Annotated in this window: 17 protein-coding genes; 12 read left to right on the top strand and 5 right to left on the bottom strand. The window is 41.2% G+C overall.

Annotated features, from left to right (window positions below; translation table 11 throughout):
- The 3 genes from F7734_RS60870 to F7734_RS27875 all read left to right on the top strand — a co-directional run.
- Positions 1–640: hypothetical protein (locus F7734_RS60870; protein WP_166482199.1), on the top strand; the 640-nt coding region annotated here is incomplete at its 5' end.
- 11 nt (positions 641–651) lie between these two features.
- A complete protein-coding gene (locus tag F7734_RS27870) occupies positions 652–1,158 on the top strand; it encodes a hypothetical protein (RefSeq protein ID WP_155747854.1) in 507 nt (168 codons plus the stop codon).
- Entirely contained in the window at positions 1,155–1,577 is a 423-nt protein-coding gene (locus tag F7734_RS27875) for a DNA-binding protein (protein ID WP_155747855.1), read from the top strand. Before F7734_RS27870 ends, F7734_RS27875 begins: the two co-directional genes overlap by 4 nt.
- A 351-nt stretch (positions 1,578–1,928) precedes the next feature.
- Here the strand turns inward: F7734_RS27875 and F7734_RS27880 are convergent, their stop codons facing one another.
- Both F7734_RS27880 and F7734_RS27885 read right to left on the bottom strand, forming a co-directional pair.
- The gene (locus tag F7734_RS27880) at positions 1,929–2,792 is read right to left on the bottom strand and encodes an NAD(P)-dependent oxidoreductase (protein ID WP_155747856.1); all 864 of its coding nucleotides are present in this window, start codon (positions 2,790–2,792) and stop codon (positions 1,929–1,931) included.
- Between the two features lie 360 nt (positions 2,793–3,152).
- Complete coding sequence (locus tag F7734_RS27885; RefSeq protein WP_155747857.1) at positions 3,153–4,343, bottom strand: class I SAM-dependent methyltransferase; 1,191 nt, start codon at positions 4,341–4,343, stop codon at positions 3,153–3,155.
- Positions 4,344–4,417: 74 nt separating this feature from the next.
- Between F7734_RS27885 and F7734_RS27890 the strand changes: the two genes are divergently transcribed.
- From F7734_RS27890 to F7734_RS27920, 7 genes are all read left to right on the top strand, one after another.
- The gene (locus tag F7734_RS27890; RefSeq protein WP_155747858.1) at positions 4,418–4,843 is read left to right on the top strand and encodes an EamA family transporter; all 426 of its coding nucleotides are present in this window, start codon (positions 4,418–4,420) and stop codon (positions 4,841–4,843) included.
- A 167-nt stretch (positions 4,844–5,010) separates the two neighbouring features.
- On the top strand, positions 5,011–5,508 hold the full coding sequence (locus F7734_RS27895; RefSeq protein ID WP_155747859.1) for a hypothetical protein: 498 nt from the start codon (positions 5,011–5,013) through the stop codon (positions 5,506–5,508).
- Between the two features lie 315 nt (positions 5,509–5,823).
- The gene (locus F7734_RS27900) at positions 5,824–6,771 is read left to right on the top strand and encodes a 5'-methylthioadenosine/S-adenosylhomocysteine nucleosidase (protein WP_155747860.1); all 948 of its coding nucleotides are present in this window, start codon (positions 5,824–5,826) and stop codon (positions 6,769–6,771) included.
- Positions 6,772–6,778: 7 nt separating this feature from the next.
- A complete protein-coding gene (locus tag F7734_RS27905) occupies positions 6,779–7,708 on the top strand; it encodes a hypothetical protein (protein WP_155747861.1) in 930 nt (309 codons plus the stop codon).
- On the top strand, positions 7,705–8,709 hold the full coding sequence (locus tag F7734_RS27910) for a MoxR family ATPase (RefSeq protein WP_155747862.1): 1,005 nt from the start codon (positions 7,705–7,707) through the stop codon (positions 8,707–8,709). Before F7734_RS27905 ends, F7734_RS27910 begins: the two co-directional genes overlap by 4 nt.
- Positions 8,693–11,521 (top strand): SUMF1/EgtB/PvdO family nonheme iron enzyme, encoded by a 2,829-nt coding sequence (locus tag F7734_RS27915; protein ID WP_166482200.1) that lies wholly within the window; start codon positions 8,693–8,695, stop codon positions 11,519–11,521. The genes F7734_RS27910 and F7734_RS27915 overlap by 17 nt, the downstream gene beginning before the upstream one ends.
- A 343-nt stretch (positions 11,522–11,864) precedes the next feature.
- A complete protein-coding gene (locus F7734_RS27920) occupies positions 11,865–12,032 on the top strand; it encodes a hypothetical protein (RefSeq protein ID WP_155747863.1) in 168 nt (55 codons plus the stop codon).
- Between the two features lie 152 nt (positions 12,033–12,184).
- Here the strand turns inward: F7734_RS27920 and F7734_RS27925 are convergent, their stop codons facing one another.
- Entirely contained in the window at positions 12,185–13,369 is a 1,185-nt protein-coding gene (locus F7734_RS27925) for an NAD(P)H-quinone oxidoreductase subunit H (protein ID WP_155747864.1), read from the bottom strand.
- Positions 13,370–13,665: 296 nt separating this feature from the next.
- Between F7734_RS27925 and rsmH the strand changes: the two genes are divergently transcribed.
- Positions 13,666–14,565 (top strand): 16S rRNA (cytosine(1402)-N(4))-methyltransferase RsmH, encoded by a 900-nt coding sequence (gene rsmH / locus F7734_RS27930; RefSeq protein WP_155747865.1) that lies wholly within the window; start codon positions 13,666–13,668, stop codon positions 14,563–14,565.
- 436 nt (positions 14,566–15,001) lie between these two features.
- Positions 15,002–16,696, top strand: coding sequence for an IS200/IS605 family accessory protein TnpB-related protein (locus F7734_RS27935; RefSeq protein WP_155747866.1), 1,695 nt, complete (start codon positions 15,002–15,004; stop codon positions 16,694–16,696).
- Between the two features lie 42 nt (positions 16,697–16,738).
- Here F7734_RS27935 and F7734_RS27940 read toward each other — a convergent pair whose 3' ends face one another.
- The gene (locus F7734_RS27940) at positions 16,739–19,342 is read right to left on the bottom strand and encodes an S-layer family protein (RefSeq protein WP_155747867.1); all 2,604 of its coding nucleotides are present in this window, start codon (positions 19,340–19,342) and stop codon (positions 16,739–16,741) included.
- Between the two features lie 36 nt (positions 19,343–19,378).
- On the bottom strand, positions 19,379–20,572 hold the full coding sequence (locus tag F7734_RS27945) for a calcium-binding protein (protein ID WP_166482201.1): 1,194 nt from the start codon (positions 20,570–20,572) through the stop codon (positions 19,379–19,381).
- Between the last annotated feature and the right edge of the window lie 13 nt (positions 20,573–20,585).

The following is a 20,585-nucleotide window of genomic DNA, read 5'->3' on the forward strand; positions in this document are numbered from 1 at the left end:
AATTGGAACAATTGATAATAGTAACTTCGATGCTATATTAGATTTTTTAAAAGAAGTTTTGCCTTTTTCCAGTGTTACAAAAATAGTATCAGAACTATCATCTAAAGTAAATAATGTTACGCTGAATGACTTGCAAGAAATTATAACAGCTATATTTTCTCTTTATTCTCTTCGCGATCGGGAGAATGTTTCTAAAGAAGAAATAGTAGAGGGTATTGTTAATGCTGCATTGTTTAGTGATGAAATTCCAGAATTTTCTGGTGAAGAAATATCTCAATTTCAGAAACGACTAACTAGCCTTTTAGAAATTGAAGGCTCAATTAGCATTACTAATAAGGCTGAAACCTTATTACAGGAATATGAGCGCGTATATTCAAATTCTCGTGTTATTACTGATGTAAGACCTGTATTTAATGGCGAACCAGAAAAAGGTGTACTCGGTGTACTTATTACTCACACTCTAAAAATAGAATACAAAGATATAAATGGAACAAAGGAGATTTACATAAGTTTGGATTCGGAGGATTTAAAAAATTTGAGTAAGCAATTATCCAAAGCAGAAGAAAAATCGGAAGCTCTTCAGTCTATGTTAAATAAAGCAAATATTATTTATTTAGACCCTTACTCTAATTTAGACTAAAGGTGATGTGAATGATAACTATAGAATTGATAGACTTTCAAGCTAAAAAACACCCAAAACTTAAATACTTTGAATCTAGTAAAAGTTCTCGGAAAAAGACGATTGTAGCCGAGTGGGTTTCCAAAGAAAGAGGGACTAGTCAAGCAAAGTATTTAATAGATGAGAAATCCCAAAAAAATGAGATAAATTTTGCTATATTGCAACGAATTTCAAAAATATTTACTCTAGAAAATCCTTTACAAATAGTTAAATTTATTAACAAAAAGCCGGAGACCCTCTCTTGGCTACTTGAGGCTTCTCAAGAAATTAGAAAATATTTTCCCATAGAGAAGCTACGTCTATCTTATTCTACCGATCCTGAAATTCCTCAATGGGAAAAGCTTGTGCTTTATATCTTGGTAAATCCAGAGTTCTCAGAAGACGCCTTCAAAAAATTAGATGCTTTTGACGAAAACTGGTGGCTTGATGCTTCATCCAAAGCCGATGTAAATTTGTGTATTGATGTGGATTTTGAATGAAATTTGACTGGTCTACTTATTTAGATATTGCACAGAATCTTTTGGATGAGGTGAATAATTCTTTAGACCAGTCATCTACTCTAATCAACACTGAAGCTAAAATAAGGTGCTCAATTAGCAGAGCATATTATTCTGTTTTTTGCCTTGCAAGAAACTACTTAAGGGATGTTGAAGGAGACGTAAGTTTAATAAATTGGAAAGCTTACAATATTAACGTTCATCAATATGTAATAGAGGAGTTTAAAAAGAGTAAAAACAAAGATCAACAATTCATAGGAACGTGTTTAGAACGAATGCGTCTTGATAGGAATCAAGCTGATTACGATGATTCTGTCGATGCTAGAATCCTTTTACCTAAAGCAAAAAAAGCTTTAAATTCAGCTAAAAAAGTAGTTGATTTGTTAAATAAACTCAGCTAAACCAGCTTTTATGCTTTGAAAAACATGATGTCTATCAATAGCATTCCAAAAAAAGAAGTACGAGCGCTTTGATATTTAACCCCAAGCGATCGCATAACAATATAACATCAAAATCTCTGTTTTAAATAACACTCATATTTTTAGTTTCACGTCAAGTACTTCTACTGGTAATATCCTATTCAGATGAACGCATACACTACGTTTGGAGTCGCGGTGCATGCGCTCTCAGCGCTACTACGAACGAATTATTTTATAAGTCATTAGCCAAACATGATATAGGAGGGCTAGGCTGGCATTCTTCACCATTCAATGTTGTGCGGCATAGCCCTACCTACTAATATCTACTATCTACTAACCATCAGAATTAATTGTCGAAAATAGCGCAGAGTAATCCGCATTAGAAAATGACATTTTCATTGCTCTTTCTATAACTTCCCGCACACCTTCAAGGCTGGCAACATTTAACCCAGCTGATTTTGCCTCTGAAAGAAAAAGCTCCGTGTCCTTCATCAAATGTTTTGTGGGAAAGTTTGGATTGTCATAATTTCCCTCAAGCATTCGTTGCAATTGTTTATCAAATATGGGTGCATAAAGGGCACTTTCCCGTAAAATTTCCATAAACAAATCAACGTTAACCCCTTGTGTTTGAACAAAACCAAGGCTGAGGGCAAAAGCAGTTGTTAGAGAAGCAATTAATTGGTTAAGTGCTAATTTAAGTGCAGCCGCACTTCCTACGGAACCAACAAGTACAGGTTCCGGACCAAAGTTTTTTAATAGATCTAAATGGCGATTGTACTGTTGTTGAAGTGCGCCCACCATAACAATGAGTTTGCCAGCTTTTGCCTCTGGAATACTACCAAGAACGGGTGCTTCTATATATTCGCCACCTGCAGCAACGACTGCATCTCTAATTTCTCTACTTTCTGCGGGAGTAATAGTTCCCATCTGGATAACAGTGCGTCCTGCTACAGTTCGCCAAGATCTATCTGAAAGTAAAACACTGTATATAGCTGCAGCGTTACTCAACATTAAAATGACACTATCGGCAGAATTAATTGCTTGATAGGAGTGCGTTACAACTTGAGCACCTGCTGCTTTGAGTGGTTCTAACTTTTCTGGGGTACGGTTATAGGCAATTACCTGTATTCCTGCGTCTAGAAGCTTTTGAGCCATAGGGAGTCCCATCAATCCAGTCCCCAGAAATGCTACCTTCATTTTTTACCGTCCGTTATTAGTTAATTTAGTCGTTAGTTGTTAGTTGTTAGTTGTTAGTTGTTAGTTGTTAGTTGTTAGTTGTTAGTTGTTTTCCACCAACCACTAACCACTAACCACTAACAATTATCTACTAACCTCCCGCAGCAAATGTCACCATAATCATGACTGAAAGTAAAATACCGGGGGTTAGCAGTACAACTAGCATTAATAAATCGTGGGCAGACATAAATATTACCCTCCTAATGTTTTCTGTTGCTTATGCAATCACTGCTATGTTAGACCAACTATCACCAATACAGTGTTAATACAGTGGAATCTTCAGATTTGTATTTTTTCTGGTCATTTGTCATTGGTGACTGGTCACTGATTTTCTGGTAGCATCAATCCTTTCAACGGTTGTGCGGCTTCTGCTTCAGTCAATCCTTTGCTTTGAACTAAAACTCCAAAGCCACCCAATCCCAATGGATCTAACAGTTGATGGAGTGCATCTCGACGCTGTAGCAATTGTGATAGTGGTAGTTTTGTGTAGGAAAGATTGGCAATTCGGTCTCCCAATCCCAATGCCATTAAAAACAATGCTTGCTCTCTAAATCCAATTGTATCGAGTCCGCACTGTTCGCCCCACCTTTCTAAAGCAGTAAAATCTATGTGAGCTGTAATGTCTTGTTGCCCAATGTTGATATAAGGATTGTTGTGGCGGTGATGTTGATAATAGCACTGTAGCGTTCCTTGCGATCGCCTTGGGTTGTAATAACGGTTAGCCGGATAGCCATAGTCAATTGTTAAGACATATCCGTGTTGTAAGCGAGTTGCTACTGCACTCAGCCAATCTAAAGCAGCTAAGTTAACTTCACTGCGATACCCATCAGGATAGCCATTTTTGATATTTATACCGATTAATTCAAAATATTCCACCAGTTGCTGGGTTGAAGGTGTATCGGCGACTTCAATAAAGGGGATTGGGGGATTGGGGGAAGTAGAAACAGAGAAATTAGGAGTTGTAACATATACTTCTAACAATTGACCCTGTTCTAAAACAAACTGATAGACTGGGAAAGCATCTACCAATTCGTTAGAAAAGAAGCAGCCAGCGATAGAGTTGCTGGGTATTTCTTCTAGATTGCACCAACGTACTGAAAATTCTTGCAGGCGTTGCTGTTGTTGTTGCTTCAGGGTTGAAGATTTTTCAACAATGACGTAATCCAGTGCTTTGAAAAAGTCTGGATATTCCTGTTGAATGTACTTGAGAATATCTACTGCTAGCAGTCCTTGACCCGCACCCATTTCTACTAAAGAAAATGATACTGGTTGCTGTAAAATTTCCCACATTTGAACAAATTGAACCGCAAGCAGTTCGCCAAAATCAGCCCCTAGGTGAACGTTGGTGAAAAAATCTCCTTGTTTTCCAATATCGATCGCCTTTTTTGTATAGTAGCCATGGGTGGGGTGATAGAGCGCTAAGTCCATATACTCAGCGAAAGTTATGCGGTTTTGAGGGCTTGTCGCGATTTGTTGTGCGATCGCATCACATAAAGCAGTATTAGAATGCATAAAATAATAAAATAATGTTTAATTCCAGTCACATTCGGTTGAAAATATCATAAATTTGTGCTATCCAATCACCCATGTTTCAAATAAATAGTTGGCTCATCTATACTTTACTTGCTCTTTTGTTATATGGTTTGTGGGGGTTTTTTAGTAAGTTAGCGACTAACTACATTGACCCAAAGAGCGCTCTCATTTATGAGGTTTTAGGTGCTCTTATAGTCAGTTTAGTATTGTTTGGCAATAATGGCTTCAGAGTCAGGGTAGATAGTCTCGGTATTTTTTATGCTGTTTTAGTTGGTGTTTCTGGAACCTTGGCAACATTTCTTTTCTTTATTGCTATTACTCAAGGAGCGAGTTCTATTATTTTACCTCTAACTTCGTTATATCCCGTCATTACGATTCTACTGTCGGTTTTTCTTCTTAAGGAATCTCTGTCTTTCAAGCAGAGTCTTGGTATTTTACTAGCTGTGGTTGCGATCGTACTGTGTTCTATGACAGATTAGGGGTGTAGCCTGAAGGCTATAATCCTATTTGAGATCCAAACAAGGGAGACAAGGAAGACAAGGAGGACACGGAAGAGGTGTTTGTAAATCATTTAGGACTGCTGTATAACAACAAAATTTTATTGAGATGCGATCGTAAACCTCTTGCATAAAGAATATTTTTTCTCATGCAAAGCCGCAAAGCCGCTAAGAAAAGAAAAAGTATGCGTAAAAATTTTTGGCTGGTTTTAGTATTGGTAATACTTTCTGCATTGTTTATTGGATGTTTTAACTTTGGCAATAACTACAATAATGAAGATGGGCAAAAGCCTCCATTAAAAGAAATAGGAAATTGGTTGGGTTTACCTCTACCTAATAATTATTCGGATTTAAAATATAAAATTATTGCCGATACTCCCGATCCAAATGTTGAAATTGCTGTAAAGGTTCCAGAAGATTTTTTCCAAAGTCTAATTAAGAGTCAGAATTTAGTGAATTATGACAAATTTAAAGATAAGCTGTCTTACGATATAAAACCAAGAGAGTTATCAAATACTGATGCTTCTCACTCTATCATCAAAAAACCTCAGCCAAATACAACAATATGGATAACGCAAAATCAATATTATCCTAGATATCTATGGTATCAAGATTCAACTCTATATCTTGTATATTTTTCACAATAGAGCAATCCAAATGTGAACTCAAAAAGTAACTATTTTCCCTTTGCTAAGTCAGCGTAAATCACAATCTCAACACCTAAGACAAGCAGAAGTAAAAGTTCTACCACGCCCAGAAGATTTACAGCTAAAGGAGGCTTTGACACAAGTAACCAAAAGGCTATTAATGCAAATATACCAGAGCCAACAAAAGTGATGAGGTCAACAATTAATTGTTCGACTTTTTTGACGCTAACACATTTTACAATAGATAATGGTTGCCAAATACTTATAAAAGCGGCAAAATATAAAGAAAATCAGTGAAATTTAGAGATTTAAGCTATGGCTTTGCCTTGCGCCGTTATACTCACTGCTATTCGTGTGGAGTATAGAGCTGTTCGCGCCTATTTAAGCAACCTTCAAAGAGAAACACATCCTGATGGAACCATATACGAACGAGGAAACTTTTCATCTGATGGTAGTATATCCTGGCAAGTAGGAATTGTCGAAACTGGAGCTGGGAATACTGATGCTGCGGTGGAAACCAAACGGGCGATCGATTACTTCAAGCCGAATGTTGTATTTTTTGTCGGAGTCGCTGGAGGAATCAAGGATGTTACCTTGGGCGATGTAGTCGCAGCAACAAAGGTTTATGGGTACGAATCAGGGAAAGCGATCGAAGAAACCTTTTTGACTAGACCTAACGTCAGCTCGGTAAGTTACCGTTTGGAACAGTTAGCTAAGGCTGAGGCGAGAGAAGATGATTGGGTAAAGCGCATTAAAGGAGACTCCCCCACAAAAATGCCATCAGCTTATATTGGAGCAATAGCTGCAGGCGATAAAGTTTTAGCTTCAAAAGATTCTGAAGTTTACAAACTTCTCCGCTCACATTACAATGATGCTTTAGCAGTAGAGATGGAAAGCCACGGTGTTCTCAAAGCAGTTCGTGCGAATCCAGAAATTGACGTATTGATCGTTCGTGGTATCTCTGATTTGATTAAGGATAAGGAAAAAGATGATGAGACCGGCTCTCAGGAAACTGCAGCACGCCACGCTAGTGCTTTTGCTTTTGAGATTTTGGCAAAGCTAGAACTAAATGAGTTGAATTCTTCACTCAGTAGCGACACTCGCCCCATTATTGTTGAAGATGACGCTACTCTCCAACTTTTACAAGAAAAACTGGCTAAATTTCAGCGCGAGTACATCATTACTGCCGACCATAAACGCAAGTTTGAACTCGAACACGATATTAAAGAAATTAAACGCCAAATTCAAGAATTAAACAATTAAGTTTATTGTGTCAAATTTTCATTCAGACCCACTTGACGTATTACAGGAAAAGCTAGCTAAATTCCAGCACCAGTACATCAAGACTGCCGACCATAAACGCAAATTTGAACTCGAACATGATATTAACGAAATTAAAGAGCAAATCACTGAATTATCAAAAATTTATGAAGCATTACTAACGCTAAACTACAGTCAACAAAATGCTACATACAATGATTTTTGTGATAATTATTCTTCAAAAAAAATAGGTTGTTTCTTGGTTCATGGAAAAAACAGAAGCCTACCAAGATGGTTAGTTCATCGATTAGTACATTGTGTGTTTCCTGCTGAAACTACTCATAAAAAACTTAAGGTTAGTCTTCCTAAAGAGGAAAGTTATATTGATACATTATGGAAAATACTTGCTCATCAATTACAGATAAACCCAGATGCGCGTTCTGACGAAATAGTGGAACAAGTCTATCACTATTGGTGTACAAGCACAGTTATATTATTATTTGAAAATTTACATAACTTGTATCAACAAGATTGTAAAAAGCTTATAGATGAATTTTGGAAACCTTTAACAGAAATGGGAAAGTCACGTCTAGAGCGAGAAGGGTCTTATTATCTGTTAATGTTTTTAGTAGATAATACAGGTTGTTCTTCTACATGGGACATTGAGTTTAAGGAATTGAAAGACTGCGATCGCGCTCTTCCTCTACTTGAACCCATAAAGTTGCCGAAAATTGAAGAATTTACTTTGGAAGCAATTAAAATTTGGGTGACTAAAAACCATAAACTTCCCAATTTCCCATCTGATAACAATTACGAGCTTGATAAGTTAGCTAAAAACTTTCATACAAAAAATAAGGGAATTCCTGAGGATGTAATGGAGGCTATTTGTGAAAAGTGTGATTATAACTGGTCAGATTTTATGAAACGTATAGACTTATGAATAATAATATTTCCTCCCCGTACAATCTTGAGTATACAGGTACAATTAACCCTAAACCCGATGATATAGACTATCAACCTTACCTTCCCAGTGAGGAATTAAAAAAAAGTGTGGATTTAGCCATCAAACTCGAACGCCCTTTATTACTTATGGGTGAACCGGGTTCTGGAAAAACACAGTTAGCAAAAGCGATCGCCTATGAATTTACTGTAAAGTATCAAAACCTTTTAAAGTCTTTAAAACTTGATAGTTATCCCTACGAAGCATGGTATGTCAAATCCACCAGTCGTGCTAGAGATGGACTATATATATATGATGCGATCGCACGCTTGCGGGATGCTCAACTTGCGGGAGTAAATCAACTGGATGAAGAAGGTCGAAAACGTCTTAATGACTCAGAACAAAAAGGTTACATCAAATTTGGAGCCTTAGGGAAAGCTTTTCAAAATTCCCTAAGAACTATTGTTTTAATTGATGAAATTGATAAAGCTGATATTGATTTTCCTAACGACCTTCTTTTAGAACTTGACGAAAAACGGTTTTTCATAGAAGAAACTCAAAAGTGGGTTCCCGATCGCAATCCTCAGAAAAAAGCACCATCCCCCATCATCATTATTACCAGCAATAATGAAAAAGACTTACCCGATGCTTTCTTGCGACGCTGTATTTTCTACTACCTAGAATTTCCTGACAAAGATAAATTAATTGACATTGTTAAAGCTCATTTCAGGAAAAAGCTACCAGAATTCCTAACTGAAGAGCTTTTAGAAAAGATGGTTGACAGCTTTTTAAACGTTCGCCCGTATACAGATAGCAGTGGCAAAAAGGTGAGCACCAGCGAACTGATTGACTGGGTTGCAGCACTGGTAGAATACTATAAGACACCAGAGCAAATTCGAGAACAACTCAAGCCAGGAGAGTTACCCTTCTTAGGGTTGCTGCTAAAGACCAGGGACGCCCAAATCCGCTATAAGGGACAGCGCCGTGAAACCACTCAATGACCATCACCTGCTAGAACTGTTTCAGGGACTGCGGAAAGCTAGGTTGTCCCTGAGAATAGAAGATTACCAGTTGCTTTGCCAAGCTTGGGAGAAAGGTTTTCGTCCAAACAACATTCAAGAATTAGGCGAATTATGTCGGCGCTTGTGGGTAAAGTCCTTGAAAGAGCAACAGCTTTTTGATGGGTATTTTAAGAAATATCGTGACCAATGTTTAGAGCAACTGATACAGTCGGTATTCCAACCAGAAACGAACTCGTCTTCCGATGAAACTAACCCTTCGTCTTCCGATGAATCTTCTGGGGAAGGAAGAAAACTAACCAAAGGCTCATCAAGAGTTGCTCAACCCGATATACTTCAAGAGAATCTCCAACACAAAGGAGACGAAACATCACCACAAACAACGTCAACTGAGTCACCTCTACTTGAGACGGTAATTACAGAAGCGGCGCGAGTAGGTCAAGCAGTTCCCATACCCCGCTCAACAGACTTTACCCTGACAAAAGAATATTTTCCCGTACACAGACGACAGATGCAACAAAGCTGGCGAAAACTGCGCCTTCCACTGCGAGAGGGTATGGGAACGGAATTAGATATTCCCGCCACCATCAAACGCGTAAGCCAAAAGGGATTATTTCTCGATCCCGTGCTTATCCCCAGGCGCACCAATCAAACTGAATTGTTGCTATTACTCGACCAAAGTAATTCCATGATGCCTTTTGCGCCTCTAGCAGAGCAATTAGTTCAAACAGCTCGGAAGGACGGACGTTTGGGGGAAACAAAAACTTACTATTTTCGCAACACTCCAAAAGACTCTCTCTTCAGCGATCTCGACTTACTACAAAAGCAACCCCTAACCGACATCATTCCCCATTTACACAAAAACCGTACCGTTGTCCTTATCTTCAGTGATGGTGGTGCAGCACGTGGCGGTTACAATCAAGAGCGAGTGAAATTAACTGAGAAATTTCTCAAGCAGCTCAAACCAGAGGTGCGACAAGTAGTATGGTTGAATCCAATACCAAAATACCGTTGGTTTGGAACTACTGCTAGTCAGCTGTCGGAAAAAGTCTTCATGTACCCCTTTAGCGAACAAGGGTGGCGGGTGATGATTGATGTCCTGCGGGGAAAACAGGAACCGCCACCAGCAGAAGATTATGAGTATCTCATCGACTGGTCAGAGTTAGTCGCAAATCAGGAATCAGTTGAGCAGCTCTATAAACGTCTTGTGCGTTTGCAACCAGCTAACATTAAAAACAACCCAGATGAGTTGTATCGCTACGAAAACGCTTCTCTTTACATTGCTGATTTTGCCAGACGAGGTCAAGCATACCTAGATTTAGCCTGTCACGCGGCTTTTCCGCTTGCTATCACCCCAGATTTAGTTTACTACTTGCGGGAGAACTTTTCCTTCTTTGACCAAAAAGGGAAAAAGTTAAATATCCCTTGGATTGCTGTTCCAGACCTCTTGCTATCGAATCTTTGCTATCCCATAGGATATCAGCTGTATGAAATGGATAGCGCCGTGCGGCATTTGTTGCTAAAACTATTACAACAAGAAGAACGATTTGGCAACAAAAGGCTTGATGAACTGTCTGACTGCTTGCTTTACTACCTGCAACAAGGATTAAACAATCCAAACTTAAAGAACCAAGATTTTGGCGAAAATCCACAATGGATTGCGTTGGCTTACACTAAACCCACCGAAGTCGCTCGTCAACTGGCTCTCATGCTACGCCAAACTTATTCAGGAGACAAAGCCGAAAAAATCAAAAGTGTATCCCTAACCGCAACATTTACAGAACCCCTCGCTGAAGCTAACTTTCAACCCCTTCTCACTTTTGCTCGTGGTTGGGGACGTTTGGCTAGGGGGTATGAAGAAGACGCGAAAGAAGTATTTGAGCAATTGCCTAAAAAATCACCCCAACTGAATGTAGAAGGTGTTAAGCTCTGGATTCCAGGACGCAAACTCCTGCAATTTTCCTTTGATGTTGTGACACTCAACGCTTCAGGAGAAGTCATCAAACGAGAAACTCACCAAGCTAAGTACTTTCGGGAAGACCTTGGAAATCGCGTAACTCTGGACATGGTCTATATTCCTGGTGGTCGCTTCCTCATGGGTTCGCCAGAAACTGAAGAGGGACGTGATGAAGATGAGGGTCCCCAGCATGAAGTGACCGTTCAACCTTTTTTTATGGGTAAGTACCCCGTTACTCAAAAGCAGTGGCGAGTTGTTGCTGCTTTTCCCCAAGTCAACCGCGAACTCGATCCCGACCCATCAAATTTTAAAGGAGTTAATCGACCAGTTGAGCAAGTTTCATGGTATGATGCAATAGAGTTTTGCGATCGACTATCAAAGTACACGGGAAAAAACTACCGACTTCCAAGTGAAGCGGAGTGGGAGTATGCTTGCCGTGCAGGCACGACGACACCTTTCCACTTTGGCGAAACTATTACGCCAGAGTTTGTCAATTATGACGGCAACTACACTTACGCTTCTAGTACCAAGGGAAAGTCTCATGAAAAGACAACAACAGTAGGCAGCTTTAAAGTAGCCAACAAATTTGGCTTGTTTGATATGCATGGCAACATCCGGGAATGGTGTACCGATTGTTGGCATGAAAATTATGAAAGCGCACCTTCTGACGGCAGTCCTTGGTTTGATGAAAATGATAATCTTCGGCTGCTGCGTGGCGGTTCGTGGAACTACAATCCGAGGCATTGCCGTTCGGCGTATCGTAACTGCGACGACCCGGACAACGTGTACGACATCTTCGGTTTTCGAGTTGTAGTCTCCGGTGCGAGGACTCAATAATCCTTTACACTCTCCTCTCTAACCCTTTTCCTTCTTTCTTTTTTTGCTGCCTCTGGCAGCTCGATTTTTTTGAGATTTGCACGACTACCTATATTATCTATAAGCTCTCTAATCTTGTCAAGATCTGGCTTGAAGAATTAAGGAATTCTAGGAAATAGAATGTCCCATAGCATGGCACAGGCGGGGACTTCCGCACGACAAGAATTTTTCTATACTTTATCACAAGAAGTACGCGATCGCTTCACATAGAATCTATATTTTCTATAGAACCTAAATATTTTAAGGAAAATAAAATGGTCAAGACGCCCACGTTCTTGAAGCGGCGATCGCTGGTGGAGCAAAAGTGTTAGTCACAGGTAACTTTAAGGACTTTATATCAAACAACGATACTCAGATTGTTGAGACGGGTAGGCACGCCATTCATAGTACACCAACTCATATTCTTCATATTGCACATCCAGAAAAGATGATGAATTGGCTACGGGTGGGAGAAATTCCCGACACAAATTAGATCTACCCCCCTTAATCCCCCCTTATAAAGGGGGGAAACAAGAAATTCAGTGGCTTACCCCCCTTAATCCCCCCTTATAAAGGGGGGAAACAAGAAATCCAGTTCCCTCCCCTTTCCAAGGGGAGGGTTAGGGTGGGGTTAGTTGAAATATCTTAGCGGTCTACTGACCCCATAATGATATCAATACTACCCAGAATAACTACAACGTCTGCTACTTTCATACCTCTGAGCAAAGAAGGCAGAATTTGCAGGTTGTTGAAATCAGCAGCGCGAATCTTCCAGCGCCACGGGAAGACGTTATCATCTCCAATGAGGTAAATTCCCAATTCACCTTTTCCGCTTTCTACACGGCTGTAGATTTCGCCTTTGGGAATTTTGAAGGTGGGGGCGATTTTCTTACTAATGTATTGATAATCAAAGCCATCCCACTCTGATTTCTTACCAGCCGCCAAGCGTTTGGCTTCTAAATTCTCGTAGGGACCGCCAGGAAGTCCTTTGATAGCTTGCCTGAGAATTTTGACAGATTCGCGCATTTCTCGCATCCGTACCATGTAACGGGCTAAGCAATCACCTGCTGTTTCCCACTGTACGTCCCAGTCAAAGTCGTCGTAACACTCGTAGTGGTCAACTTTCCGCAAGTCCCACTTCACTCCTGAAGCGCGTAACATTGGACCGGAAAGTCCCCAGTTGATTGCTTCTTCACGAGTAATAGTGCCAATACCTTCAACACGACGGCGGAAAATGGGGTTATTGGTTACCAATCGCTCGTACTCATCAATTTTAGGTGTGAAGTAGTCGCAGAAGTCCAAGCACTTGTCTACCCAACCGTAAGGTAAATCTACAGCGACGCCACCAATCCGGAAGTAGTTGTTGTTGACCATCCGGTAACCAGTAGCAGCTTCCCACAAGTCGTAAATCAATTCTCGTTCCCGGAACTGGTAGAAGAAAGGAGTTTGAGCACCTACGTCAGCTAGGAAGGGACCGAACCACAGCAAGTGATTGGCAATGCGGTTCAACTCTAGCATGATAACGCGGATGTAGCTAGCGCGTTTGGGAACGGGAATATCTGCCAGTTTTTCTGGGGCGTTCACAGTAACGGCTTCGTTAAACATTCCCGCCGCATAGTCCCACCGACTGACATAGGGGACGTACATAATATTGGTGCGGTTCTCCGCAATTTTTTCCATTCCCCGGTGCAAGTAGCCAATGACTGGTTCACAATCAACGACGTCCTCGCCATCTAGAGTCACAATCAGTCGTAGTACCCCGTGCATTGAGGGGTGGTGGGGACCCATGTTTAGCACCATTGGTTCGGTGCGGGTTTCGATTCTTGCCATAGATTTGGTGTGTTCTCCGGTCTTGGAAAAATTTTAAAGAGAAGTCCGAGCAAGGATTTTAGCCTTTAGGGCGGAACTCAGAACTTTAGTTGAGCGCTCCACAAAGCTCGGTAGTTGGGGAGAGGTTGGCAGTAGGGGTTTTTACTTGATGTTTTATTTTGTTGCACTTCTTCATTAATTATATAAAGATGGGGCAAAAGGACGGGTTGTTGCAGGAATTTCTTTATCCATAAAATTGTGAATTTGTAGCATAGATAAAAATAATCCAATCTATATAATTAAGGGAAAATGTTATCATGAAAGACTGCGAACTACCGCTTGACATGGAAGAAAGTACATTCTCACACATTCCCGTCCTGAGTCGGGAAGTGGTTGAGGGTTTAGCAGTGCTTCCCAACGGTCATTATTTGGATGCGACTGTTGGCGGCGGAGGTCACAGTCGGCTCATTTTGGAATCTGCTCCTGATGTAAGATTAACAGCTCTTGACCAAGATGAAGATGCGCTAGCTGCAGCGAAAAAGGAATTAGCCGTGTTTGAGGGAAGGGTACAATTTATACACGGCAACTTTGCTGTCTGCGAATTTACTCAAAGCACTTTTCATGGTATACTTGCTGACTTGGGTGTTAGTTCTCACCATTTGGATACTCCAGAACGCGGTTTTAGTTTTCGTCGGGAGGCGCGTTTGGATATGCGAATGGATAGGAGACAATCTCTCACGGCGGCTGATGTGATTAACGATTGGGATGAAGCCGAATTAGCAAATATTTTCTTTAAGTATGGAGAGGAACGTCTATCGCGACGTATCGCCAGACGTATTGTTGAAAAACGACCCTTTCAAACGACGACAGAATTAGCTTCTGCGATCGCATCTTCTGTACCTGCTAAATACCGACATGGTAGAATTCACCCTGCAACCCGTGTATTTCAAGCTTTGCGAATTGCAGTGAATGATGAGTTAAGAGCCTTAGAAACTTTCTTAACAAAAGCGCCGAATGCTCTTGTACCTGGTGGTAGAATTGCCATTATTAGTTTTCACAGTTTGGAAGACCGGATAGTCAAGCACGGTTTGAGAGGGTCACCTTTGTTGCAGGTCTTAACGAAGAAGCCTATATTAGCACAAGAGAAGGAAATTAGCAATAACCCCCGTGCGCGATCGGCAAAATTAAGAATAGCAGAACGGAAAACAGGTGTATGAATCAGTTGTTCACACCAGCACCATGACTCGTTCAAACTACTCTCTATTTAAGAAATGAAATTGAAAATATCAGTTCTCTCTTTCTACCCTCTGTGTTCTCTGCGTCCTCTGCGGTTTAAAAAGAGGATTTACATTATAGAAAACAACATACGTAGATATAGCGATCGGGTGAGCACTGCACAAATAAAACTTAGGTTATTCTATGTATAATTAGGGAATTTTGAACTATGCCGAAAATTTCTAGACGGGAAGCGAGTCACATAAGTGGGAGTCTATGCAGACACGTTAAGACTAGGGTGAAGTCGGGTAAAATCGTTGCAGAACGGTGAGTCACTGGATAAAAGTGCGCTCAAAAATCTCGTCAACTTACGGAATTCACTCTCGAAAATAGCTGTATAATAACAGTAAGCTTAACAAGAAAGGAGGTAATTTAAGCTTGTCTATAATAACTATTCAAACCATAGCTCCCAATTCTCCTGACAATACAATAGCATTAGATTACTTGCGAGACTATGCTTTAGTTTTTGGACAAGCTACTCGCACAGCTTTTTCAAAACGGAATCGGATTGGTCAAAACAAGACTAAAGAATCGGAGATAGAGAAACAAATCTGTAAAGAGCTAGAAACACGCTTTGGTTTATCCAATTCGGAAGCGAAGAATGTTTACAATAAAGCATCTGCCGCTTATGCTTCTCAAGCCGAGTTAGTAGACACTTATATAGATGAAGCGTTTGACCGGATTAAGGGGATTAGCAAGACAATAAAGAAGTTAGAATTCAAGCTGAGTAAAGCTGTTGCCTCTGGACAAACTTCAACAGTTAAGAAATTTAAGAAGAAGATTCACTACAAACAGCAAAAAATCAACCAGCTTGAGGCCAAGATAGCACGTCTAAAAAAATCAAAATCTGATGGTACATTTAGCGTAACTTTTGGGTCATCCCAACTATTTGAAAAGCAGTACTCTTTAGAAAGAAACGGGTACAAATCTCATGAAGAATGGCTGGAAGATTGGCGTAATGCCCGTTCTAATCGTTCATTTTTCATAGGTTCAAAGAACTTTCTTTCTGGCAACCAGTTAGTTAGGTATGATGCTCTTCAACATACGTTAACTATCACTTGTACTCCCGGACTACGGGCAAAGTATGGTGATAGTGTTACCCTGCATGATATCAGCTTTGCTCGTGGTGAAGAGTGGTTATTAGCAGCAATAGAACCAGTACGTCGCACCTCTACTCGTAATGGGAAAAATGGCGAGAAGATTGAAACTTATAGGAATGGCAGTAACCTACCATGTACCTGGGAGATAGTCAACAGAGATGGCAAGTTTTATATTAATGCAACACTAGAAAGTCCCGACCCTCAGCTAAAGTCTTCGTTAGAAAATGGTGCATTAGGCATAGACTTTAATCCTGGTAGCATTGATTGGACATTAATAGACCGTCATGGCAATTTAAAACGCCACGGCTCTCTCAAGATAAATGTTCAGGATAAACGTTCCTTGCAGACTAAAGATATAATAGGTAAAGCTGTCGCATTACTAGTAAGAATTGCACTTGAGTATGGCGTTCCTATAGTTATTGAAGATTTAGATTTTGCCAAAACGAAAGCATCTATGAAAGAAAAGGGCGCTAAATACGCTCGGATGCTTTCTAATATGGCTTACTCTCAGTTCACCCAGATGATTAAGTCTAGATGCCTTAAAGAAGGTGTAGAATTGATAAAAGTTGATGCTGTCTATACTTCGGTAATTGGTACTACGAAATACATGGCAGTCTATGGGTTAAACTCTGGTTGCGCTGCTGCTTTGGTAATAGCTCGACGCGGTCAGGGTAGAACTGAAAAGCTTCCTAACTCTTTGCATACTTATTTCAAGAAACCAGAGGATTTCTCGAAATCAGGAGCATGGAAGAAGGTTGCTAGGAAGATAAACATTTGTGGAGGTTATAACCGCCATAAATTTTATCATCCTAGTCACAAAAAACAGGTAAAGACTAACAGTCTTTTGTACGGCAAGCTACGGCAAACAAAAGTCTCTAGTAGGCGTGATACTGTACAGGTTTTAGTAACCCCTTATATCCATCAAAAACCCCGCGCTGTCGGTTGTCCTGACCTTAAGGGCGTGAATCCTTAAGTTTGCCCAGGTTTTAATCAGCGCCAACAATAGCAGAAAGAATCAGCGAGGACAAGACACAGGGATGAACGAGGAGTTGTGAGCAGTGGATGCAGTCGCCACTAAGACAAGATCGCCCTGAGCATCTACCACCCAGTTGGAGGCTTCCACAATCTGAGTTGGCTGACTTGGCGTGGTAGTGCTCCAACTTTTCAACTCTCCACCTTTCAAGGAGCCGATTTCGGATGGAAGTACTACCCACTGAGCTAACACCGCATCATTCATTAATGGTTCAATGGGACTCTGAGCAACTCCTCCGCGTCCGATAGTCGTGAATGAACTACTTACTGAATTGCTGTTAGAATTGCAATCAGTAGCGATTTGCCCTGAAGCATCAATTGGATTGGCTGGCAGTTCTACCAACGCATTGTTGGGATCTACGTCTAACTCCCTCACTATGACTTCGCCATTAATTCCAAATTCCGAACTGGCTGTGATATCACTGCGTACCGTCTCGCGCAATTGAGGCTGAATGCCAAAAATCCCTTTGGTTGTAATGTCAACTCTACCTCCAGAACCCGTGAAAGCATTGGCGCTGATATTGCTATCTTCATGAAGTACACCAATGATAAAGGGAGAGTTTATAGTGATGTTGCCACCGTCTCCTCCTGCTTGTGCAGTACCAGCACTAGAGGAGATTTGACTGCCATAACGCATCAGTAGGAGGTCTGTGATTGATAGAGTGATGTCTCCCCCATTACCTGATGTTGTTTGCGAGGTGATATATCCTCGATTGAGACGGAGAGAACCTGCTAGCACTTTCACATCTCCTGCTCTTCCACCTCCGGTGCTGCTGCTGGTTATCTCTGCACCATCTTTAACGGTTAGCTGCCCGGTTTCAACTATCAAATTCCCACCGTCTCCTACCCCTGTAGTTTCCGTTGTCAAGACACTAGGCTTACCGTCCGGTGAGAAACCTGCAATCTCTGTAAAGTTAGAGGCATTGACCACAATGCTTCCTCCCTGTCCCTTGCCATCAGTACGGGCAGATACAATTGCTCCATCCAAGACTTGGAACTTTTGAGTTCTAACTGTCAATTCTCCGGCAGATCCAACACCTGCTGTTCCCACAAGCAAACTACTTCTAAAACCATCTGCCGATGTTCCTATCAATTGGACTGAATCAGTTGCATTTACGGTCAATGTCCCTCCCAAAGGTGCCTCACCTACATTGGAAGCTGTGATTCTTGCCCCATCCCTAACAGTTAACTGCTTTGTTTCAATCGTTAAGTCTCCAGGTTTGCCAGAGCTTTGAGACAAAGCAAACAGACCACTTGGTTTGGTTCCACCCACTGGTGTTGAGGTTCCAATCAGTTCCACGGAATCAGAGGCTTTGACTAACAAAGTACCTCCTTGTCCCGAACTAGTTGTAGAGGTTGAGATGCGTGCGCCACCTCGAACAATCAGTTTTCCCGTTTCAATCTTCACCGAGCCAGCATTTCCAGCGCCATCAGTCTGAGTAATTATACTACTGGGATTTTGACCATCGGCTGAGGTACCACTCAGTTCTACAAAATCAGAGGCTCGTACTGTCACGCTTCCTGCTTGACCGTTGTTAAAAGCACCAGCTGCTATGAGCGCACCATCTCGGACAATCAGTTTTCCTGTTTCAATAATTAAGTCGCCACCAGCGTTGGTACTGTAATTCTCAGCTAACAAACTACTTCCAATGACTTCTACTGACTCGGAAGCAGTCACGGTCAATGTCCCTGGTTTCAATCCTCGGGTATCAGCTACAACCTTAGAACCGTCGGTAAATGTGACACGCCTACCTGAAATCTGGATATTGCCACTGCCTTGTTGATAATTAACATCAACTGTAGCTCCATCAGTTAGGGATACCAAAGCTTGTTGCTCGTTCTGGGGAAAAGTTAGATTCAAGCTGTTTTCATTCATACTTAACGCCACTGTTCCAGATCCTGCCAATCCCCCCAACTCGATTCGACCACCAGGAACCAACAATCGCCCACCTTGTAAACTGATATCACCGCCTACTAACAGCAAACTCTGATTGGCAGGAAGTCGCAAACCAAGTGTAGATTGATTAATAATCGGCTGACTGGCAATTTGATTGAATAGAAATGCTGTGGGATTAACCGTTAGGAGCGTGGGAGAATTAGGAGTCGAAGCACTCCAAAAACCTCGATCGCCAAACTTGATGGCATTAGCTGTTGTTGCTACAAACGAACCTGCTATATTAAGTTGTGCATTTGGGCCAAAAACAATCCCATTGGGATTTAGGAAAAACAGGTTGGCAGTTCCTAAAACACCAAGCGTACCGAGAATTTCGGAGCGGCTGCTTCCCGTTACCCGACTGATAATGTTCTTAATACCAGGAGGGTTTATGAAAAAGGCTCGTTGTTGTGCGCTAACGTTGAACTTTTCAAAACTATGAAATAGATTGGCACCCTGTTGTAATCCGCCTTCTATCCTGTCAATAGGCGAGCGGGGAGAAGATAGGATAACAGAATTTTTATCACCAAGGGTATTGTCTGGTACGATCTGGGCGAGAGCACAATTGTTAGCTGAGGCGATCGCTCCAACAAAAACCAACAAGCCAGCCAACTCCAACCGCCACCACTGATAAAGTAAGTTTTGAAGGAACATGGAAAAAGTCGCCTCCTGAGTCGATATCAATATGCTTTAGACAAGATCGATGTGAAAATCGGGTATGAAATTAGGTTTGTTCTCAAGAGTTGCAAATTGAATCCCCTGGAAAAACAATGCACCAGTGAGATTGCTGTAGGAGAACTGATTGGTGGAAGTCGTACCAAACCCAGTTTTGGATATCTGAATTTTGTCATTCTCTTTAGGGTTGAAGTCCTTGATGGTGTCATTCCCATCAAATAGGAATTTGAAGACAAACAGATCGGCACCAGCACCGCCTGCAAGTATATCTTTACCAAATCCCCCATTTAAAACGTCGTTACCAGAGCCTCCTTCTAGAAAGTCATTATCCGTACCACCTTCGAGAGTATCGTTACCAGCCTCACCAGCCAAAATATCTTGGTTTCCATAGCCGTGCAAATGGTCGTTACCATTGCCACCAACCAAAAAGTTCTGACCGACATTACCCTCAATTCGATTGTCCAAGTCGTTGCCCAAACCATTGATATTCTTGCTACCAGTAAGAAGCAAGTTTTCTAGATTGTTACCCAGTTTGTGACTTACAGGAGACTGAACTGTATCTGTTCCTTGATTGAAGCCCTCAACAATGCGATCGCCTACAATGCCCTCAATGATAACAGCAAACTCATCCACAATATAAATATCGTTGCCAGTCCCACCGATGAGAAGATCGCTAAAGAACCCACTACCATCTAGGATGTCATCGCCTGCGTCGCCATACAGTTGGTTCGTTCCATCTCCTCCATGAAGATAATCATTGCCAAGACCACCATCAAGTATATCTCTGCCAAGACCGCCGTAAAGTTTGTCATTGCCTTCACCACCATACAACCTGTCGTTACTACCTTGACCGAAGACTACATCATTACCAGAAAAAACATACACGATATCATTTGCTGAAGTCCCAAGGATGATGTCAGAATCTGTAGTACCAAAAGTGTACTTAGTTATGTCTGAATCCGGTGAGTTTTCATTTGGGGAATTTTTACTTACGTATATCTCTATATGCGTAGAAGTTTGGAGTTGTGGGTCAATACTAATAATGCGGTCTTCTTGCAGATGGTAGTTTTTAATAATGTCAAAACCATCAGTACTGTAAACATATACTTCAATATATGAATCACTCGCAGTAGGGAAATAGAGAGGATTGCCAATTACGTTGTTGAAAACAAAGTCATCGTTACCCGGAGTACCATAGATAGTTGCCACGTCCAAAACTCCT

The organism is Scytonema sp. UIC 10036 (genome assembly GCF_009725235.1).

Bases quoted from the DNA above. Each gene is read 5' to 3' on its own strand.
- F7734_RS27900 (WP_155747860.1), top strand. From the start codon at position 5,824: ATGGCTTTGCCTTGCGCCGTTATACTCACTGCTATTCGTGTGGAGTAT.
- F7734_RS27870 (WP_155747854.1), top strand. From the start codon at position 652: ATGATAACTATAGAATTGATAGACTTTCAAGCTAAAAAACACCCAAAA.
- F7734_RS27875 (WP_155747855.1), top strand. From the start codon at position 1,155: ATGAAATTTGACTGGTCTACTTATTTAGATATTGCACAGAATCTTTTG.
- rsmH (WP_155747865.1), top strand. From the start codon at position 13,666: ATGAAAGACTGCGAACTACCGCTTGACATGGAAGAAAGTACATTCTCA.
- F7734_RS27925 (WP_155747864.1), bottom strand. From the start codon at position 13,369: ATGGCAAGAATCGAAACCCGCACCGAACCAATGGTGCTAAACATGGGT.
- F7734_RS27890 (WP_155747858.1), top strand. From the start codon at position 4,418: ATGTTTCAAATAAATAGTTGGCTCATCTATACTTTACTTGCTCTTTTG.
- F7734_RS27940 (WP_155747867.1), bottom strand. From the start codon at position 19,342: ATGTTCCTTCAAAACTTACTTTATCAGTGGTGGCGGTTGGAGTTGGCT.
- F7734_RS27885 (WP_155747857.1), bottom strand. From the start codon at position 4,343: ATGCATTCTAATACTGCTTTATGTGATGCGATCGCACAACAAATCGCG.
- F7734_RS27910 (WP_155747862.1), top strand. From the start codon at position 7,705: ATGAATAATAATATTTCCTCCCCGTACAATCTTGAGTATACAGGTACA.
- F7734_RS27895 (WP_155747859.1), top strand. From the start codon at position 5,011: ATGCAAAGCCGCAAAGCCGCTAAGAAAAGAAAAAGTATGCGTAAAAAT.
- F7734_RS27880 (WP_155747856.1), bottom strand. From the start codon at position 2,792: ATGAAGGTAGCATTTCTGGGGACTGGATTGATGGGACTCCCTATGGCT.